Here is a 19,731-nt window from a genome sequence, read left to right on the forward strand (position 1 = left end):
TCTTTTTTCTTATTTGTAACACCACATTAACATTACGGATGTGGTCGCTCATATCACATTTTGTTATGCTGCGAATCAATAAATATTTAAGTAAATTCTTAAAAGAAAAAAAGAGATTGTACGGCTCTCATCTCAATTGAAATGGGTGTGGGCGACTATTGGCGGAATTTATCAAACAGGAGTGGGGAAAATAGGGTGAATTATTTGTACCTCTTCCTGGTAATTATTTAGCCATCACCTGAAGTCCGGGGGGATTATAAAGATGAAATGCAATAACAGGATGCTCAGATTATCTGCTTCCCTGACCTTAATTTCACTGGTGGTGACTGCGGCTCATGCAACTAACGGTCTGGTAGGGATATCTCCCGTTGCGGCAATGACGATGAAAGAAAGTATTCTTTTCGCTCTTGACCGCGACCCGTCGGTGAGTCAGCAGGCTGCACAGCTGGGGATTGGCCAGGCACAAATAGACGAAGCGCGTAGTGGCTGGATGCCACAAATAGCCCTGAACGGGAGTACGGGTCACAGCCAGACCACCGATTCGAGCGGCTCGTTGCGAAATTCCGCAGCCTGGGGGCTGAGCCTGACGCAGCTTGTGTACGATTTTGGCAAGACCAATAACAGCATCAGCCAGTCTTCAGCTCAGCGTGACAGCTATCGCTACCAGCTGATGAGCACGATGTCTGCCGTCGCGGAAAAAACGGCCCTCAGCTATGTGGAAGTGAAACGCTACAGCGATCTGCTACAGGCGGCAACAGAGAACGTGCAGGCGCTTAAAAACGTTGAGCAACTGGCAAAACTCCGCGCCGATGCAGGCGTAAGCTCCACCTCTGATGAGCTTCAGACCCGCACTCGTATTGCCGGAATGCAGGCGACGGTAGAGCAGTACAATGCGTCACTGAACAGCGCCCGCGCGCGGCTGGCGGTATTAACTGGCATACAGGCTGAACGCTATTCACCGGTTCCGGGAGGTCTGGCCGTGGAGTCGGATTCTCTCAATCGAATTGATTATTCACTGATCCCAACGGTGATGGCCGCGCAGAACATGGAGCGTTCAGCCCAGTACGGCGTAGAAACCGCGAAGTCTCAGCACTGGCCAACCTTAAGCCTGAAAGGGGGCCGCACCCGGTACGAGTCTGATAATCGCGCGTACTGGGATGATCAGATCCAGCTCAATATTGATGCACCGCTTTATCAGGGCGGCGCGGTCTCGGCGCGCGTCCGTCAGGCCGAGGGCGCAAGGGCAATGGCATCGTCTCAGGTCGATCAGGCCCGTTTTGATGTCCTGCAAAAAGCCTCCGTCGCACAGGCCGACTGGACCGGGGCGCAAGGACGTATGGAGGCCGGAAAACGTCAGCTGGAAAATGCGTTGCGCGCCCGCGACGTCTACAAAAATGAATATACCCTGAGCAAGCGCAGCATTAACGATCTGCTCAGCGTGGAGCAGGATGTCTGGTCTGCCACCTCAGCGAAAATAATGGCTGAATACGATGGCTGGAGCGCGGCGATTAATTACGCCTCCGCGGTGGATAATCTCATGCCGCTTATCGGAATAGAGAAAAACGCTGCCGCGAAATTACCTGATTTGAGTTAAAAAAGGCGCGCCTTTCTGCGCGAAATAAGTCAGACAATAATGGGTGGTTTTTCCCAGGGATAGTTACATCCCTCTGGTGGACATAACCACAGGAATACGCGCACCTGCAAGGAGAAGAATATGAGTAACGCAAAAGTTGTTGATGTTATCATTCGAAAAACGGCAGAAAAAACGAAATTAACCGGTGAAGGGAATCTCTCGGTCTCTATTTCATCGCCGAGCGTGATTGAAATTCAGGGTTCTGCTCAGGACGTGGTGCGTTATGTCCGCCAGGGGAATGACCTCCTCATTTATATGAAAGATGGCAGCGTGATCCGCTGCAATAATTATTTTGTCGAAGACACGGAAACCCATAATCATTCCGAACTGGTATTTAACGATAACCAGGAGTTGACGCATATTTCATTTGCCGATGCCGGGGAAGCATCAGGCGTTGCCGCCACCGAATTAACCGCCCAGGCTGCACCCATTAGCAGCATTGAACCTTTTCTGGAGCAGGGAAGCGTCTTAAGCGATGCGCCGTGGGGCTGGATTGCCGGAGCGGCGTTGGGAGGCGGTGCGATTGGCGCACTGCTGGCTCACGGCGGTGACGGCGAGACCAAAACAAAAGTTATTGATAATACGAAAGAAGTCGAAAGCGCCACGCCAACATTTTTGCTGACGGATAACGCGGGTGACAAGCAGGGGGTGCTGAGTGCAAAAGAGGTCACGGATGATAACACCCCAACCTTCAGCGGTACCGGGCAGCCGGGCGCGACCATTCAGGTTAAAGACAGCAGCGGCAGCACAATCGCCAGCACCATGGTCGCAAAGGACGGCACCTGGACGGTAACACTTCCGACCCAGGCGGACGGGGAACATACCTGGTCCGTCGTCCAGATCGACGGCAGTAAAACGACCTCTGCGGGCAGTATTACCGTAACCGTTTCTACAGCGGATACCAGCGTGACGCTCGCCACCACGGCGGGCGATAACGTGATCAACGCCAGCGAGCAGGCCGCTGGCTTTACGCTGTCCGGCACCAGCAAAAACCTGGCGCAGGGCGCGGCGCTTACCGTCACGCTGAACGGTAAAACCTATTCCGCAGAAGTGGGGGCAAACGGCGCATGGAGCGTGAAGGTGCCTGCTGCTGACGCGCAGGCGCTGGGCGATGGTACCTGGACGGTCAACGTCAGCGGCAAAGACGCGGCGGGCAACACCGTGACCGGCAGCCAGACGATTGGCGTCGATACCGCTGCGCCAGCGATTTCTGTCGACACGATCGCCCAGGACAACATCATCAACGCGGCTGAACATAATCAGCCGCTAACGCTGACCGGAAAAACCGATGCGGAAGCGGGCCAGATTGTGACGGTCACGCTGAACGGCAAAAATCACACGGCGACCGTGGGCAGCGACGGCACCTGGTCCGTTACGCTTTCGGCCAGTGAAGTACAGGCGATGGCTAACGGCGAGCACACCCTGACGGCAAACGTCAGCGACAAAGCGGGTAACGGGGCCTCCACCACCGCCGATTTCACGGTCGATACCGCAGCGCCAGTGGTCACTATCAACACTGTCGCGGGCGACGACATTCTGAACACCAGCGAGCAGGGGCAGGCGCAGATTATTTCCGGCCAGGCGAACGGCGCGGCGGCGGGCGACGTTGTCACCGTGACCGTTGGCGGCAAGACCTTTACTGGTGTCGTCCAGGCGGACGGCAGCTGGAGCGTCGGCGTGCCTGCCTCTGTCATTGGCGCGCTGGGTGAAGGTAGCCACAGCATTTCGGTCTCCGTGACCGATGCGGCGGGCAACACCGGCAGCGCGACGCACGGCATTACGCTCAGCGGCAACCCGCCGGAATTCACCCTTGCCCCCATCAGCCAGGATAACGTCCTGAATGCGCAGGAGGCCATGCAGCCCCTGAGCCTGAGCGGGACCAGTAATCTGCCGAACGGCAGCGCTGTCACCGTGACGCTGAACAACGTTAACTATCAGGCCACCGTTGAGAACGGTAGCTGGTCCGTTCAGGTGCCGGTTTCCGACGTGCTGGATCTGGCGAATACCCTTTACACCGTGAGCGTCAGCGGCACCGACAGCGTGGGTAACAGCGGCTCCGCCGAGGCGAATCTGCTGGTCGATACCGCGCTGCCGCAGGTGATCCTCAACACCTTTGCCGGGGATAACCTGGTCAATAACGCCGAAGCGGCGGTTGACCAAACCCTCAGCGGACGCGTCACCGGCGCGGCGGCGGGCGATACCGTCTCTGTCACCGTGGGCGGCAAGAGCTACACCGCGACGGTTGGCAGCGACCTGAAATGGAGCGTGACCATCCCATCGGCCGACCTTCAGGCGTTTGGCGACGGCGAGTTAACCTTCAGCGCCTCTGTCACGAATGCGCACGGCAACACCGGCACCGGCGAACGTGATATCAACATCAACGCCGAACTGCCGGGCCTGCGCGTGAACACGATCTCTGGCGATGACGTGATTAACGCCATTGAACAGCAGCAGGATCTGGCCGTGACCGGCTCCAGCACTCATCTGGCCGAAGGCACACAGATCACCGTCACCATCAATAATGTTGAATACGTCACCACGGTTAACGCCAGCGGCAGCTGGCAGATTGGCGTGCCGTCAGCGGACCTGCAGGCATGGACGGCGGGAGGCATGACCGTCAGCGTCAGTGCGGAAGATGCCTGGGGCAACACCGTGGCGGCTGAACACCCGATCGAGCTTGACCTGAACGCGGTGGCCGTCACCATCGATACCGTAACCACTGACGATATGCTCAACGCGGCGGAAAAAGGCGCGGATGTCACGCTTTCCGGTCAGACGCAGGGCGTAGAGGCCGGGCAGACCGTGGTGGTGAAATTCGCGGATCAAACCTTTACCGCACAGGTGCAGCAGGACGGCTCCTGGCGCCTGACCGTTCCGGCGAGCGCGATGGAAACGCTGATCGACGGGCGGGCGCAGGTGAGCGTCAGCGTGACTAACGTCAACGGCAACAGCGCGGACGCCTCACGCGTGGTGACCGTCGATACGCAGCCGCCAGCCATTACGCTTGATAACCTGACCGACGACAACATCATTAATGCGGCAGAAGCGCAGCAGGATCTGGTGCTCAGCGGCAGCACAACCGCTGAAGCGGGCCAGACGGTCACCGTGACGCTGAACGGTAAATCTTACCAGACCACGGTCCAGGCGGACGGTCGCTGGCAGTTGAACGTGCCTGCCGCCGACGTTGGCGCGCTGACCGATGGCAATGTCACCGTCACGGCCACCGTCAGTGACGTGGCGGGCAACAGCAGCAGCGCGGACCGCGTTGGGCTGGTGGATGCCACCGTGCCGCAGGTGACCATCAACGATTTCGTCACCGACACCAACACCGTTAACCAGCTGGCCCATTCACAGGCGCAGATCCTGAGCGGCTCCGTCACCGGCGCGGCGGCGGGTGATTTGGTCATCATCACCATCAATAACGTGGACTACACCACCGTGGTGGATGCGGCGGGCAACTGGAGCCTCGGCCTGCCTGCGTCCGTCGTTCAGGGGCTGACGGACGGCACCTGGACCATTAACGTCTCCGTGACCGATCGGTCCGGCAACACCGGCAGCAGTTCAGTGGATGTGGTGGTCAATACAGTCACGCCTGTAATCGGTATTAATACGCTGGCAGCGGATGACGTGATCAATGCGGCAGAGAAGGGCGAAGATCTGCTGCTTTCCGGTACCAGCAACCAGCCGGAAGGAACCACCATCACCGTTAATCTGAACGGTATCAACTATGCAGCCACCACCGACGCCAGTGGCAACTGGAGCGTTACCGTACCCGCCTCTGCGGTGAGCGCGCTGGGTGAAGCCAATTACACCGTGACGGCGAGCGTCACCGATAATGTGGGCAACAGCGCCTCTGCCACGCACGATGTGCTGGTGGACAGCTCGCTGCCGGTTGTTACCCTCAACAACGTCGCGGGCGACAATATCGTTAACGCGGCGGAAGTGGCCGCAGGGCAAACCCTGACCGGGAAAGTATCGAACGCGGCATCGGGCGATACCGTCACCATTATCATCGGCGGGCAGACATACACGGCTACCGTACAGGACGATCTCACCTGGAGCCTGCCGTTAACCCAGAGTCAGTTAACCGCGCTCGGCAACGGCGACCTGACCGTCTCGGCCAGCGTGACGAACGCGCACGGTAATACCGGATCGTCTTCCCTGGATGTCACCATTGACGCCCAGTTGCCCGGCCTGCGCATTGATACCGTCGCTGGTGACGACGTCATTAACGTTATTGAACACGCGCAGAACCTGGTTATCTCCGGCACCAGCACCGACCTGGCGGCGGGTAGCACCGTCACCGTGAGCATCAACGGCAAGAGTTATTCCGCCTCGGTACTGGCGGACGGCACCTGGCAGGCTGCGGTTCCGGCCGCGGACGTCTCCCGGTGGGCGGATGGAGCGCTCACCATCAGCGCCAGCGCGCAGGATACCTCCGGCAACCCGGTGAACATCGGTACCGTGGTGGATGTCGATCTCGCCCCGGTGGCGATAAGCATCAACAGCGTGACGGACGACAACGTGCTGAACGCGGCAGAAAAAGGCCAGGATCTAGTGCTGTCCGGCTCCTCCTCGAACGTTGAAGCGGGCCAGACCGTTACCATTATCTTTGCGGGTAAAACCTGGACCACGATGGTCGATGCCCACGGCGACTGGACCTGCACCGTACCGGCTGCCGAACTGAGCGGCCTGAAGGATGGCGACGCCAGCGTACAGGTTAGCGTAACCAACATGAACGGCAACGCGGCCTCTTCCTCGCAGGCATTCAGCGTCGATACCGCCGCGCCAGCGGTCACCATCAACACCATCAGCGGCGACAACATGCTAAATGCGGCAGAGGCGGCGCAGGACCTGACCCTGAGCGGGACGTCTACTGCCGAAGCAGGCCAGACGGTCACCGTGACCTTCAACGGCAATCAGTACACCGCCCAGGTGCAGGCAAACGGCAGCTGGACGCTGGATGTACCGGCGGCGGATCTGGCGGGGATCGCAGACGGTAGCGCGGCGGTCACGGCGACCGTGTCCGATAAAGCGGGCAACCCGGCCAGCGCGGGGGCGTCCGTGCTGGTCGACACTACCGTGCCGCAGATTACCTTCAACATTGTGGCGGGCGACGACATTGTTAATATTGCCGAGCACGGCCAGGCGCTGATTGTCACCGGCAAGGTGACGGGCGCGCAGGCGGGCGATGTGATAACCCTGACCCTGAACGGCAAAGACTACACCGCCATGCTGGACGGTGCCGGTAACTGGAGCGTGGGCGTTCCGGCGGCGGACGTGGGCGCGCTGGCTAACGGCGATCAAACGATCTCCGCCACGCTCACCGATAAAGCGGGCAACAGCACCAGCGCGACGCACGCGTTTGACGTCTCCCTGACCGCGCCGGTGATTGCCATCACTACCCTGGCGGTTGACGACGTGATCAACGCGACCGAGAAAGGTCAGGATCTGCTGGTCTCCGGCACCAGCAACCAGCCGGACGGGACCCGCATCACCGTAACCCTGAACGGTATCAGTTACGCCGCCACCACCGATGCCAGCGGTAACTGGAGCGTCACCGTTCCGGCGGCAAACGTCTCGGCACTGGGCGAAGCGAGCTACAGCGTGACGGCCAGCGTGACCGATACCGCGGGTAATAGCGCGAACACCAGCCATAGCGTGCTGGTCGACAGCGCGCTGCCGCAGGTCACCATTAATGCAGTTGCCACCGACGACGTGATTAACGCAGCGGAAGTGGCTTCCGGACAAACCCTGAGCGGGAAAGTGAGCGGCGCGGCGAGCGGTGACACTGTCACGATCGGTATCGGGGGCAACACCTATACCGCGACGGTTCAGGACGATCTGAGCTGGTCGGTTAACGTGGCGTCTGACGTCTTAACCGCTATCGGTAACGGCGATCTCACCGTAACAGCGAGCGTGACCAACGGCCACGGCAACACCGGCACCGGCGAGCGCGACATCACGATTGATGCCAGCCTGCCGGGCCTGCGCGTGGATACCGTGGCAGGCGACGATGTGATCAACAGCATCGAGCATACTCAAAACCTGATTATCACCGGCTCCAGCGACGGGCTGGCGAGCGGATCGGCGCTGACGGTCACCGTCAACGGCAAAACCTACGCGGCAACCGTGCTGGCGGACGGCACCTGGACGGCGGCTATTCCGGCGGCTGACGTCGGCGCGCTGAGCGCAGGTATAGTCACCGTGACCGTTGACGGCCAGAGCGCGGCGGGTAATCCGGTTTCCATCAGCCATGACGTGAAGGTGGATCTGGCGCCGGTCGCCATCAGCATCGACGCCGTAGCTACCGACGACGTGATTAACGCAGCCGAGAAGGGTGCGGATCTGGTGCTGTCCGGCTCGACCACCAACGTGGAAGAAAACCAGACCGTTACTATCATTTTCGGCGGTAAGACCTATAGCGCGACGGTGGATGCCAGCGGCCACTGGACGGCGACCGTACCGTCTGCCGATTTGGGCGGACTGAAAGACGGCGACACCAGCGTGCAGGTCAGCGTCACCAACGTAAACGGCAACAGCGCCTCTGCGGGCCGCGAGTACAGCGTGGATGCCACCGCGCCGACGGTGTCGATTGAAATCGTCAGCGACAACAACATCATCAATGCTGCCGAAGCGCAGCAGGATCTGGTCATCAACGGCGTCTCTGATGCGGAAGCGGGCCAGACCGTGACCGTGACCCTGAACGGCGAGAATTACACCACCACCGTGCAGGCGAATGGCAGCTGGAGCGTCACCGTACCGTCTGCGGATGTCGGCGCGATTTCCGACGGCGATTACACCATCACGGCAGCCGTCCTGGATAAAGCGGGTAACCCGGCCTCGGCGGATCGCGATGTGCTGGTGGATACCACGGTGCCACAGCTGACCATTAACACCGTTTCCGACGACGACGTGATCAACAGCGCCGAGCATGCGCAGGCGCTGATTGTCACCGGTTCCGTGACCGGTGCGGCGGCGGGTGACGTGGTGACCGTCACCATCAATAACAAAGATTACACGGCGACCCTGGACGCTTCCGGCAAGTGGAACGTGGGCGTGCCTGCGGCGGACGTGAGTGCTCTGACCGCAGGGGATCACACCATCACCGCGGCGCTGACCGATAAAGCCGGAAACAGCAACAGCACAACGCACGAGGTTGAAGTCAACCTCACCGCGCCGGTGCTGACCATTGACACTGTGTCCGGTGACGATGTGATCAACAACACCGAGAAAACTCAGGATCTGACCATCACAGGTACGGCTTCCGGGCTGGCGGCGGGCGCGGTGGTGACCGTGATGCTCAACGGCAAAGCGTACAGCGCCACGGTAGCTACCAATGGCCAATGGACTACAACCGTTCCGGCGAGCGAGGTGGGGCAACTGGGTGAAGCGCTTTACACCGTGTCGGCCTCCGCGACGGACAGCGTCGGCAACAGCACCAGCACCTCGCACACCGTGAACGTGGAATCCGTTCTGCCTAGCGTCATCATCAACACCGTGGCGGGCGACGACGTGATCAACGCTGCGGAGCTGGCAACCAGCCAGACCATCAGCGGTAAGGTGGTGAATGCCGAAGCGGGCAACACCGTGACCGTGTCTGTGGGCGGCCACAGCTACACCGCAACCGTACAGGACAATCTCACCTGGTCCGTCGACGTACCGGGATCCGTGCTCACCGCGCTGGGCAATGGCGATCTGACCGTGACCGCCAGCGTCACGAATGGCGTGGGCAACAGCGGCAGCGGCGAGCGCGATATTACTATCGACGCGAATCTGCCGGGCCTGCGCGTGGACACCGTGGCGGGCGATGACGTGATTAACAGCATCGAACACGGACAAAATCTGGTTATCACGGGTTCAAGCGACGGCCTGACGGCGGGTACGGCGCTGACCGTCACCGTAAACGGCAAAACCTATCCGGCCACCGTGCTGGCAGACGGCACCTGGAGCGCGGCGATCCCTTCTGCGGACGTGAGTGCCCTTGCCGCAGGCACGGTCACCGTGACCGTTGAAGGCCAGAGCAGCGCGGGCAATCCGGTGACTATGAACCATGATGTGACGGTGGATCTGGCAAACGTCGCCATCAGCATCAATGCGCTTGCCACCGATGACGTGATCAACGCCGCCGAGAAGGGCGCGGATCTGGTGCTCTCCGGCACCACCTCGAACGTGGAGGAAAATCAAACCGTCACCATCACCTTCGGCGGCAAGAGCTACACCGCCACGGTGGACGCTGAGGGTAAATGGACCGCCACGGTGCCGTCTGCGGACCTGACCGGTCTGAAAGACGGTGATGCCAGCGTGCAGGTCAGCGTCACCAACGTGAACGGCAACAGTGCGTCTGCGGGACGCGAGTACAGCGTGGATGCTACCGCGCCGTCCGTGACCATCAACACGATTGCCACAGACGATATCCTGAATGCCTCAGAAGCGCAGTCTGACCTGGCAATCTCCGGCACCAGCACCGCCGAAGCAGGCCAGACGGTGACCGTGTCGCTGAACGGCAAAGATTACACCACAACCGTCAGCGCGAACGGCAGCTGGACGCTGAACGTTCCGGCGGCGGATCTGGCAGGATTAACCGACGGCAGCGTGACGGTCACCGCCTCCGTCAGCGACAAGGCGGGTAACCCGCATCGGTTGATCACACTCTGATGGTGGATGTGACCGTTCCTGCGGTGACCATTCACACCGTGGCAGGTGACGATGTGATTAACGTGGCTGAACACAAGCAGGCACAGATTATCAGCGGTTCCGCCACCGGCGCGGCGGCGGGCGATAAGGTCACCGTCACGATCGGCGGCCAGACTTACACCACCGTGCTGGACGCGGCGGGTAACTGGAGCGTGGGCGTTCCGGCAAATGTGATTTCAGGCCTCAGCGACGGCACCGTGACCGTCACTGCGTCTGTCACCGACGCGGCGGGCAACACTGGCAGCGGCACGCATAATGTGACCGTCGATACCGGTCTGCCGTCGGTCAGCTTCAACGCCATCAGTGATGACAACGTCCTGAACGCCGTTGAAAAAGGGCAGGACCTGAGCGTCAGCGGCACCAGCGCCAACCTGACGGAAGGCACCGTGGTGACCGTAATTCTGAACGGCAAAAACTACACGGCGACAACTGCGGCAGACGGCACCTGGAGCCTGACGGTTCCGGCGGCGGATCTGGCCGGTCTCGGTCAGGCCAGTTACACCCTGAACGCGACCGCCACCAACGGCGTGGGCAACAGCGTGAGCAACACCGCGAACCTGCTGGTGGACACCGCGCTGCCAACCGTCACCATCAACACCGTGGCGGGCGACAACGTCATCAACGCGGCGGAAGTGGCGGCAGGTCAGACCCTGAGCGGCACCGTGGCGAATGCCGAAGCGGGCAACACCGTGACCGTGACTATCGGCGGCCTCAGCTACACCGCAACGGTGCAGAACAATCTGTCCTGGTCCGTGAATGTGCCGTCTGACGTGCTGACCGCACTCGGCAACGGCAGCCTGAGCGTGACGGCAACCGTCACCAACGGCCACGGCAACACCGGCACCGGCGAACGCGAGATCGCTATCGACGCTAACCTGCCGGGCCTGCGCGTGAATACCGTGGCAGGTGATGACGTGATCAACACCATTGAGCACGCGCAGAACCTGATTGTTTCAGGCTCCAGCGACGGGCTGGCGCCGGGCACGGCGCTGACGGTTACCGTCAACGGTAAAGATTACGCGGCAACGGTACTGGCAGACGGCACCTGGCGCGCGGCGATCCCGTCCACCGACGTGAGCGCGTGGCCGGAAGGCACCGTGAAAATCAGCGTTACCGGCGACAGCGCGGCGGGTAACCCGATCACCATCAGCCACGATGTGACCGTGGATCTGGCTACCGTTGCCATCAGCATCAATGTGCTTGCCACCGACGACGTGATTAACGCGGCGGAGAAGGGCGCGGATCTGGTGCTGTCCGGTGCGACCACCAACGTGGAAGCCGGGCAGACCGTGACCATCAGTCTGAACGGCAGGATCTACACCACCACCGTGGACGACAGCGGCAACTGGACTTACACCGTGCCGTCAGCGGATCTGGCTGGCCTGAAGGATGGCGACGCCAGCGTGCAGGTGAGCGTCACCAACGTGAACGGCAACAGCGCGTCTGCGGGCCACGAGTACAGCGTGGATGCTACCGCGCCGTCCGTGACCATCAACACGATTGCCACAGACGATATCCTCAACGCCTCAGAAGCGCAGTCAGACCTGGCAATTTCCGGCACCAGCACCGCCGAAGCGGGCCAGACGCTGACCGTGTCGCTGAACGGCAAAGATTTCACCACAACCGTGAGCGCGGACGGCAGCTGGACGCTGAACGTTCCGGCGGCGGATCTGGCAGGATTAACCGACGGCAGCGTGACGGTCACTGCCTCAGTCCGCGACAAGGCGGGTAACCCGGCATCGGTTGATCACACTCTGACGGTGGATGTGACCGTTCCTGGGGTGACCATCCACACCGTTGCAGGTGACGATGTGATTAACGCGGCTGAACACAATCAGGCGCAGATCGTCAGCGGCTCCGCCACCGGCGCGGCGGCGGGCGATAAGGTCACCGTCACGATCGGCGGCCAGACTTACACCACCGTGCTGGACGCGGCGGGTAACTGGAGCGTGGGCGTCCCGGCCAGCGTGATTTCAGGCCTCAGCGACGGCACCGTGACCGTCACTGCGTCTGTCACCGACGCGGCGGGCAACACCGGCAGCGGCACGCATAATGTGACCGTCGATACCGGTCTGCCGTCGGTCAGCTTTAACGCCATCAGCGATGACAACGTACTGAACGCGGTAGAAAAAGGGCAGGACCTGAGCGTCAGCGGCACCAGCGCCAACCTGGCGGAAGGCACCGTGGTGACCGTCATTCTGAACGGTAAAAACTACACGGCGACAACTGCGGCAGACGGCACCTGGAGCCTGACCGTTCCGGCGGCGGATCTGGCGAGCCTGGGCGAAGCCAACTACACCCTGAGCGCGACCGCCACCAACGGCGTGGGCAACAGCGTGAGCAATACCGCGAACCTGCTTGTCGACACCGCGCTGCCAACCGTCACCATCAACACAGTGGCGGGCGACAACGTGATTAACGCGGCGGAAGTGGCTGCGGGGCAGACCCTCAGCGGCAGGGTAACGAACGCTGAGGCGGGCAACACCGTGACGGTGACCATCGGCGGCAACAGCTACAACGCGACGGTGCAGAGCGATCTGACCTGGTCCGTGAACGTGCCTGAGTCGGTTCTGACGGCGCTGGGCAACGGCGATTTAACGGTGTCAGCGACCGTCACTAATGACCATGGCAATTCGGGAACGGGCGAGCGCGATATCACTATCGACGCCAGCCTGCCGGGGCTGCGCGTGGATACCGTGGCGGGCGATGACGTGATCAACAGCATTGAGCATGGTCAGAATCTTATCGTCACTGGCTCAAGCGATGGGCTGGCGGCGGGCACTACGCTCACCGTGACCCTGAATGGCAAGACCTATGCCGCGTCGGTACTGGCAGACGGCTCCTGGACCGCGGCGATCCCGGCGGCAGACGTGGGCGCTCTGGCCGCAGGCACGATGACCGTCACCGTAGCGGGCCAGAGCGCGGCGGGCAATCCGGTCTCCATCAGCCACGACGTCACCGTCGATCTGGCAGCCGTGGCAATCAGCATCGATGCCATCGCCACCGACGACGTGATTAATGCGGCGGAGAAAGGCGCGGATCTGGTGCTTTCCGGCAGCACATCCAATGTGGAAGAGAACCAGATCGTTACCATCACCTTTGGCGGCAAGTCTTACACCGCCAAAGTCGATGCCGACGGCAACTGGACGGCGAACGTGCCTTCCTCGGATCTTGCGGGTCTGAAAGACGGCGACGCCAGCGTGCAGGTGAGCATCACCAACGCGCACGGCAACAGCGCTTCGGCGGGCCGCGAATACAGTGTAGATGCCACCGCGCCAACCGTGACGATTGACACGGTCGCAGGCGACAACGTGATCAACGGCAGCGAAGCGGCTGCGGGCGTGGCCATTTCCGGCACCACCACGGCGGAAGTCGGTCAGACGGTAACCGTAACCTTCGGCGGGAACAGCTACACCGCGCAGGTTCAGCAGGGCGGCGTCTGGAGCGTTAACGTGCCGGGCACAGACCTGTCCGCCCTGGCGGATAACGGCTACACCGTGCAGGTGAGCGTGAGTGACGCCGCGGGTAACCCGGGCAGCGCGGGTAAAGCGATTACGCTTGATACCACGCCGCCGACCGTCAGCTTTAACGTCGTGGCGGGTGATGACGTCATCAACAGCGTGGAGCACGGGCAGGCGCAGATCGTCAGCGGCACCGCAACCGGCGCCAGCGTCGGCGATAAGCTGATTATCACCATCGGTTCGAATCAGTACACCACCACCGTTGACGCCAGTGGCAAATGGAGCGTGGGCGTTCCTGCCAGCGACATTTCTGCCCTGACCGACGGCACCGTGACCCTCAGCGCGACAATCACCGACAGCGCGGGCAACAGCAGCACCCAGACCCATGACGTGGTGGTAAATACCGCATCGGTCGCGCTGACCGTCAACACCCTCAGCGGCGATGACGTGATCAATGCGGCAGAAGCGGGCGCGTCGCTGGTCATCAACGGCTCCAGCGCGCAGTTCGCCAGCGGTACGCAGGTCACTATCACCCTGAATGGTAAGAGCTATACGGCCACTATCCAGAGCGATGGCTCCTGGACAACCACCGTACCGGCCGCCGACGTGGGCACCCTGGCCGACGGCGCGAGCTACCAGGTTTCTGCTTCGGCGCAGGACAGCGCCGGGAACAGCGCCTCGGCGACGCATACCATCAGCGTGGACACCACCGCGCCGGTGATTAGCGTGAACACGTTGTCGGGCGACGACGTGCTGAATGCGGCGGAAGCTCAGCAGCCGCTCACCGTACACGGCTCTTCCAGCGCGGAAGCAGGCCAGACGGTGACCGTCACGCTGGGCGGAAAAACCTACACTGCGCTTGTCGGCAGCGATGGCACCTGGACGCTGGACGTTCCGGCGGCAGACCTGGCCGCACTGAGCCAGGGTGCGCTGACGGTGACCGCCGTGGTCAACGATAAAGCCGGTAACAGCGGCCAGACGACCCATACCTTAACGGTCGATACCGTCGCACCAGCCGTCACCATCAGCACCGTGGCCGATGACGATATCGTCAACAACGCCGAGCAGCTGGCGGGGCAGACTATTAGCGGGACCACCACCGCGGAGCAGGGCCAGACGGTGACCGTCTCCTTCAACGGGCACAGCTATCAGGCGACCGTTGGAGCAGACGGTTCGTGGTCGGTCTTCGTGCCGGGCCGCGACTTCCTCGGCCTGAGCGATGGGGATTACACCATTACGGCTACGGTGAGCGATAAGGCGGGTAACCCGGGCAGCGCAACACACGACGTGACGCTGAACGGCGACGTGCCGACCATCGTCATTAACACCTTTGCCCAGGACGATATCGTCAACGCCGCCGAGCACGGCACGCCGCTAATTGTCAGCGGCACCACCGACGCGCCTGCGGGCCAGACGGTGACCATTACGCTTAACGGTAAAACCTACACGGCTACCGTTCAAAATGACGGCACCTGGAGCTATACGGTCGGCAGCGCAGACGTGACCGCGCTGGCGGACGGCGATTCGTACGTGATTAACGCGCAGGTGAGCAACGCCATCGGCAATAGCGCCAGCGATAACCACACCGTTACCGTGGATCTCACCGCGCCGTCGATGGGGATCAGCATTGATTCCCTGCAAAACGATACCGGCCTCAGCGCGAATGACTTCATCACCAACGACAGCCAGGTGGTGGTGAACGGTTCCCTGACCGCGCAGCTCGGCAATAACGAGAAGGCGCAGATCAGCCTGGACGGTGGTTCAACCTGGATTGACCTGACCGTGACCGGCACCACCTGGCGTTACACCGATGGCCGCACCCTGCCGGACGGGACGTACCCGTACCAGGTGCGCGTCATTGATAACGCGGGCAACGTCGGGGCAACGGACAGCCAGGACGTGGTAATCGATCTGACGAAGCCTGCGGCGACGAGCATTACCGTGGATTCCGTCTCGCAGGATACCGGCCTGTCCGACAGCGACTTCATTACCAGCGACAACCAGATTAGCCTGAAAGGGACGCTCGGCGCGGCCCTGGGCAGCGGCGACCACGCGCAGATCAGCCTGGACGGTGGCGCGACCTGGACTGATGTGAGCGTCAGCGGTCTGAGCTGGACCTACGTTGATGGGCGCACGCTGGCCGACGGAGACTACAACTACCAGCTGCGGGTGATTGACGACGCGGGGAATATCAGCGCCACCACCAGCCAGGTGGTGACCATTGATACCGTCGCGCCGGACACCAGCAAAACGATCGCTATCGACAGCATCAGCGACGATACCGGCCTGAGCAGCAGCGACTTTATCACCAATGATACCTCCCTGACGCTGCACGGCTCGCTCGGCGCAACGCTGGCCGACGGCGAATATGCCCAGATTAGCATCGACGGCGGAGTCAGCTGGCAGAACGTGATCGTCACCGGCAACAGTTGGTACTACGTGGACGGCCGCACGCTGGGTAACCAGACCTATGACTACTACGTTCGCGTAGTGGATGCGGCGGGCAACGTGGGTGCCAGCGCTCATCAGCAGGTGATGGTCGATACGGTCGCGCCGGATGCGGCGATTACGGTGACCGTGGATAACATCACCGTCGATACCGGCTTCGACAATAACGACTTCCTGACCAGTTCGACCTCGTACACGCTCAACGGGACGCTCGGGGCCGAACTCGGGGCGGGTGAGTATGTGCAGGTGAGCATGGATGGCGGCACCACCTGGGTTTACGCCACGGTAAGCGGCACCCGGTGGAGTTATAACGACACCCGCACCCTGGCCGACGGCGACTACCGCTATCAGGTGCGGGTTGTCGATCAGGCGGGCAACGTCGGGGCCACCACCACGCAGGACGTGACGGTGGATACCCAGGCGCCGCAGTACGGCATCACCATTGACAGCATCAGCGAAGATACCGGGCAGTCCGGAAGTGATTTCATCACCATGGACACCTCGCTGACGATCAACGGTTCGTTGGGCAGCGCGCTGGCCAGCGACGAGCGCGTACAGATTAGCCTCGACGGCGGCAATACCTGGATTGACGCTACCGTCACTAACCAGCGCTGGAGCTATACGGACACCCGCGATCTGGCGGACGGGGATTACAACTACCAGGTGCGGATCATCGACCAGGCGGGCAACGTCGGCTCAACCACTTCGCAGGTGGTAACGGTTGATACCACGCCGCCTGACACGGTGGGAACGGTGGTCAGCTATACCGACGGGGAAGGCGAACGTACAGGCACGTACGGCGCATCAGTCGCGACGGACGATACCTCGCCGCTGATCAACGGTACGCTTAACCGCGCTCCGGAAGATGGCGAAATCGTGCAGCTTTACCGGGACGGGATCTTGCTGGGTCAGGTCACGATGAACGGCAGCGCAAGCTGGTCCTATCAGGACAACGGCCTGCTCGACGGGAATCACACCTACATTCTGCGCGTCACCGACAAAGCCGGTAACTACACGGAATCGGATGGCTTTGTGCTGAACGTCGATACCAGCATCCCGACCACCACGGCGGCGATTACTGCCCAGACCACCTCGGATACCACGCCGATTGTCAGCGGTACGGTCTCCGCAGACCTGGTGAACGGTGAATATCTGGTGGTGACGGTGAACGGGAAAACCTACACCTCCCAGACCGGCGGTGCGGTGGTCGTCGACCCGGATCACAATACCTGGTATCTACAGATCCCGGACAGCGATGCCCTGAGTGTGGCGAGTTACGACGTAACCGCGCAGGTGAAGAGTAGCGCGGGCAACGGTAACACCACCGGTACGGCAACCGGTAGCCTGGTGATCGATACCACCTCGGTGAATACCGACTGGGCGACCACGACGGGTAACTCGAACAACTCGACCATGACGGTGGGCACCAATAGCAGCGGGCTGTGGAATATCATTGCTAACGGCCAGTCTTACTCCAGCAGCGATAGCTCGACCTATGCCGGCAATACGCTGAGCAACACCCGTGGCTATTACGTGGTGAGTCAGACCGCCGCCGACTTTGACCGTAACGGCACCCAGGATATTTTCGCAACTGAGAACACCTACGCGGGTTCTACGCAGGTGATGTGGACCTACGATGGCAGCAGTTACACCGCCAGCCAGCTGGCAATGGGGACCACTATCTGGTACGGCGGCGTAATTGCCTACGATAAAACCGGGGATGGCTATCTGGATCTGGCCTACGGAGATGCCGGTATGGACTCCCTGACCTACCTGGTTAATACCAACGGCGTTCTGTCGCCGGACGGCACCGGCGGGGAAGGTGGATTCTACGGCCAGTTCGATTCCGGACGTGAAATCTCCGGCGTCGACCTGAACAACGACGGCACCGTGGACATCGTGCAGCACACCAACCGCAGCGGGGCGTACTCGCTCACCGTGATAAACAACAACGGGAACGGTACGCTCTCCATTGGCCAGAACCTGACCAACGTGTTTGTGGCCAACGCCTCGAATACCACCACGGCGGCGTCCATGACGTGGGCGGACTTTAACGGCGATGGCTACATGGACCTGTACCTGGGCAGCAGCTACAACAACAACGGCGGGGTGATTTACTACAACGACGGTACCGGGCAGCTATCCACCACCAGGAGCGCGGTGGAAGCCTCTAACGCCACGGCGGGCTATTTGTCGGCGGCGGTGGACTGGAACGGCGATGGGCAGATGGACATCATCAAGCTCAGCACCTACGGCGGCTCGCAGACGGCGACCCTGTTCACCAACAACGGCTACGGCTCAACCTGGACTTCAAGCCAGCTTGCGTCAGGGCTTGCTAACGTCACCGGCGTCGCCGCGGTGGACTACAACTGGGACGGTGCGCAGGATCTGCTGGTGTCTCAGCAGAACGGTAAGGTGGTGCTGGTGCAGAACAATGCGGAGATCGCTGACGGTACCGCGATGCATCTGCACATTGTCGATAGCGAGGGCATCAACGCCTACTATGGCAACACGGTCAATCTGTACAACGCCGCGGGCGTACTGGTGGCCTCGCAGATCATCAACGCCCAGTCCGGCATTGGCTCGAATGATACCTCTGCGCTGGTAAGTTTCTACGGGCTGGATCCGAACGAAACCTACTCGGCGGAGATCGTGAAGATCACCAACGGCGTGTCGGATAACGTCACCTGGACCGGCCTGGACGCGAGCAACGGCAAAGAGGGTTATGTTCTCACCGCCGAAGCGGCCACCGGCGGCCACAGCGGAACCATTACCGGAACCGGGTATAACGACACCTTTATCGCAGAGGATGGGATCTATACCTATAACGGCTCCGGCGGCTGGAATACCCATTCCGACTACGACACCTGGAGCAATACCGGCGGCATGGACGTGGTGGATTACCGCAATGCCACCTCTGGGATAACTGTTGATTTGCGCCTCTCTACGGCGCAGGACACCGGGTTCGGTACCACACGGTTGTTGAATATTGAAGGGATTAACGGCTCCGACCATGACGACGTGATCACCGGCAACAGCGGTGATAACCAGTTCGAAGGCCGCGGCGGTAACGACACCTTCAACATCGGCAGCGGCGGTCAGGACACGCTGCTCTATAAGCTGATCAACGCGTCTGACGCGACGGGCGGCAACGGTAGCGATGTGGTGAACGGCTTTACCGTCGGTACCCGGGAAGGGACGGCAGACACGGACCGCATCGATCTGCGCGACCTGCTTTCCGACAGCGGCTATACCGGCACCGGCTCGGCGAGCTACGTGAACGGCGTGGCGACGCTGGACAGTAGCGCGGGCAACATTGCTGACTACATCCGCGTGGTGCAGAACGGCAGCAACACCGAGATCCAGGTTGACCTCGACGGGACGGGCGGCCAGTTCTCGCCAACCACCCTGGTGACGCTGAACGGCGTGCAGACGGATCTGGCGACGCTGCTGGCAAATCATCAACTCTTAATTGCGTAAAACAACGCCGCG

General features: G+C 61.1%; 1 protein-coding gene and 1 pseudogene. Both read left to right on the forward strand.

From position 1 onward, the window contains the following. Positions 1-280 precede the first annotated feature (280 nt). A complete protein-coding gene (locus tag L2Y28_RS10485) occupies positions 281-1,594 on the forward strand; it encodes a TolC family outer membrane protein (protein WP_223861947.1) in 1,314 nt (437 codons plus the stop codon). A gap of 120 nt (positions 1,595-1,714) precedes the next feature. Further along, positions 1,715-19,719 (forward strand): annotated as a pseudogene (locus L2Y28_RS10490) (Ig-like domain-containing protein). Positions 19,720-19,731 lie beyond the last annotated feature (12 nt).

Source organism: Enterobacter sp. JH25 (assembly GCF_021725435.1).
Taxonomy (GTDB): domain Bacteria; phylum Pseudomonadota; class Gammaproteobacteria; order Enterobacterales; family Enterobacteriaceae; genus Enterobacter; species Enterobacter intestinihominis.

What these genes read in the sequence shown, in the direction of transcription:
- L2Y28_RS10485 (WP_223861947.1), top strand. Translation starts at nt 281, where the DNA reads ATGCTCAGATTATCTGCTTCCCTGACCTTAATTTCACTGGTGGTGACT.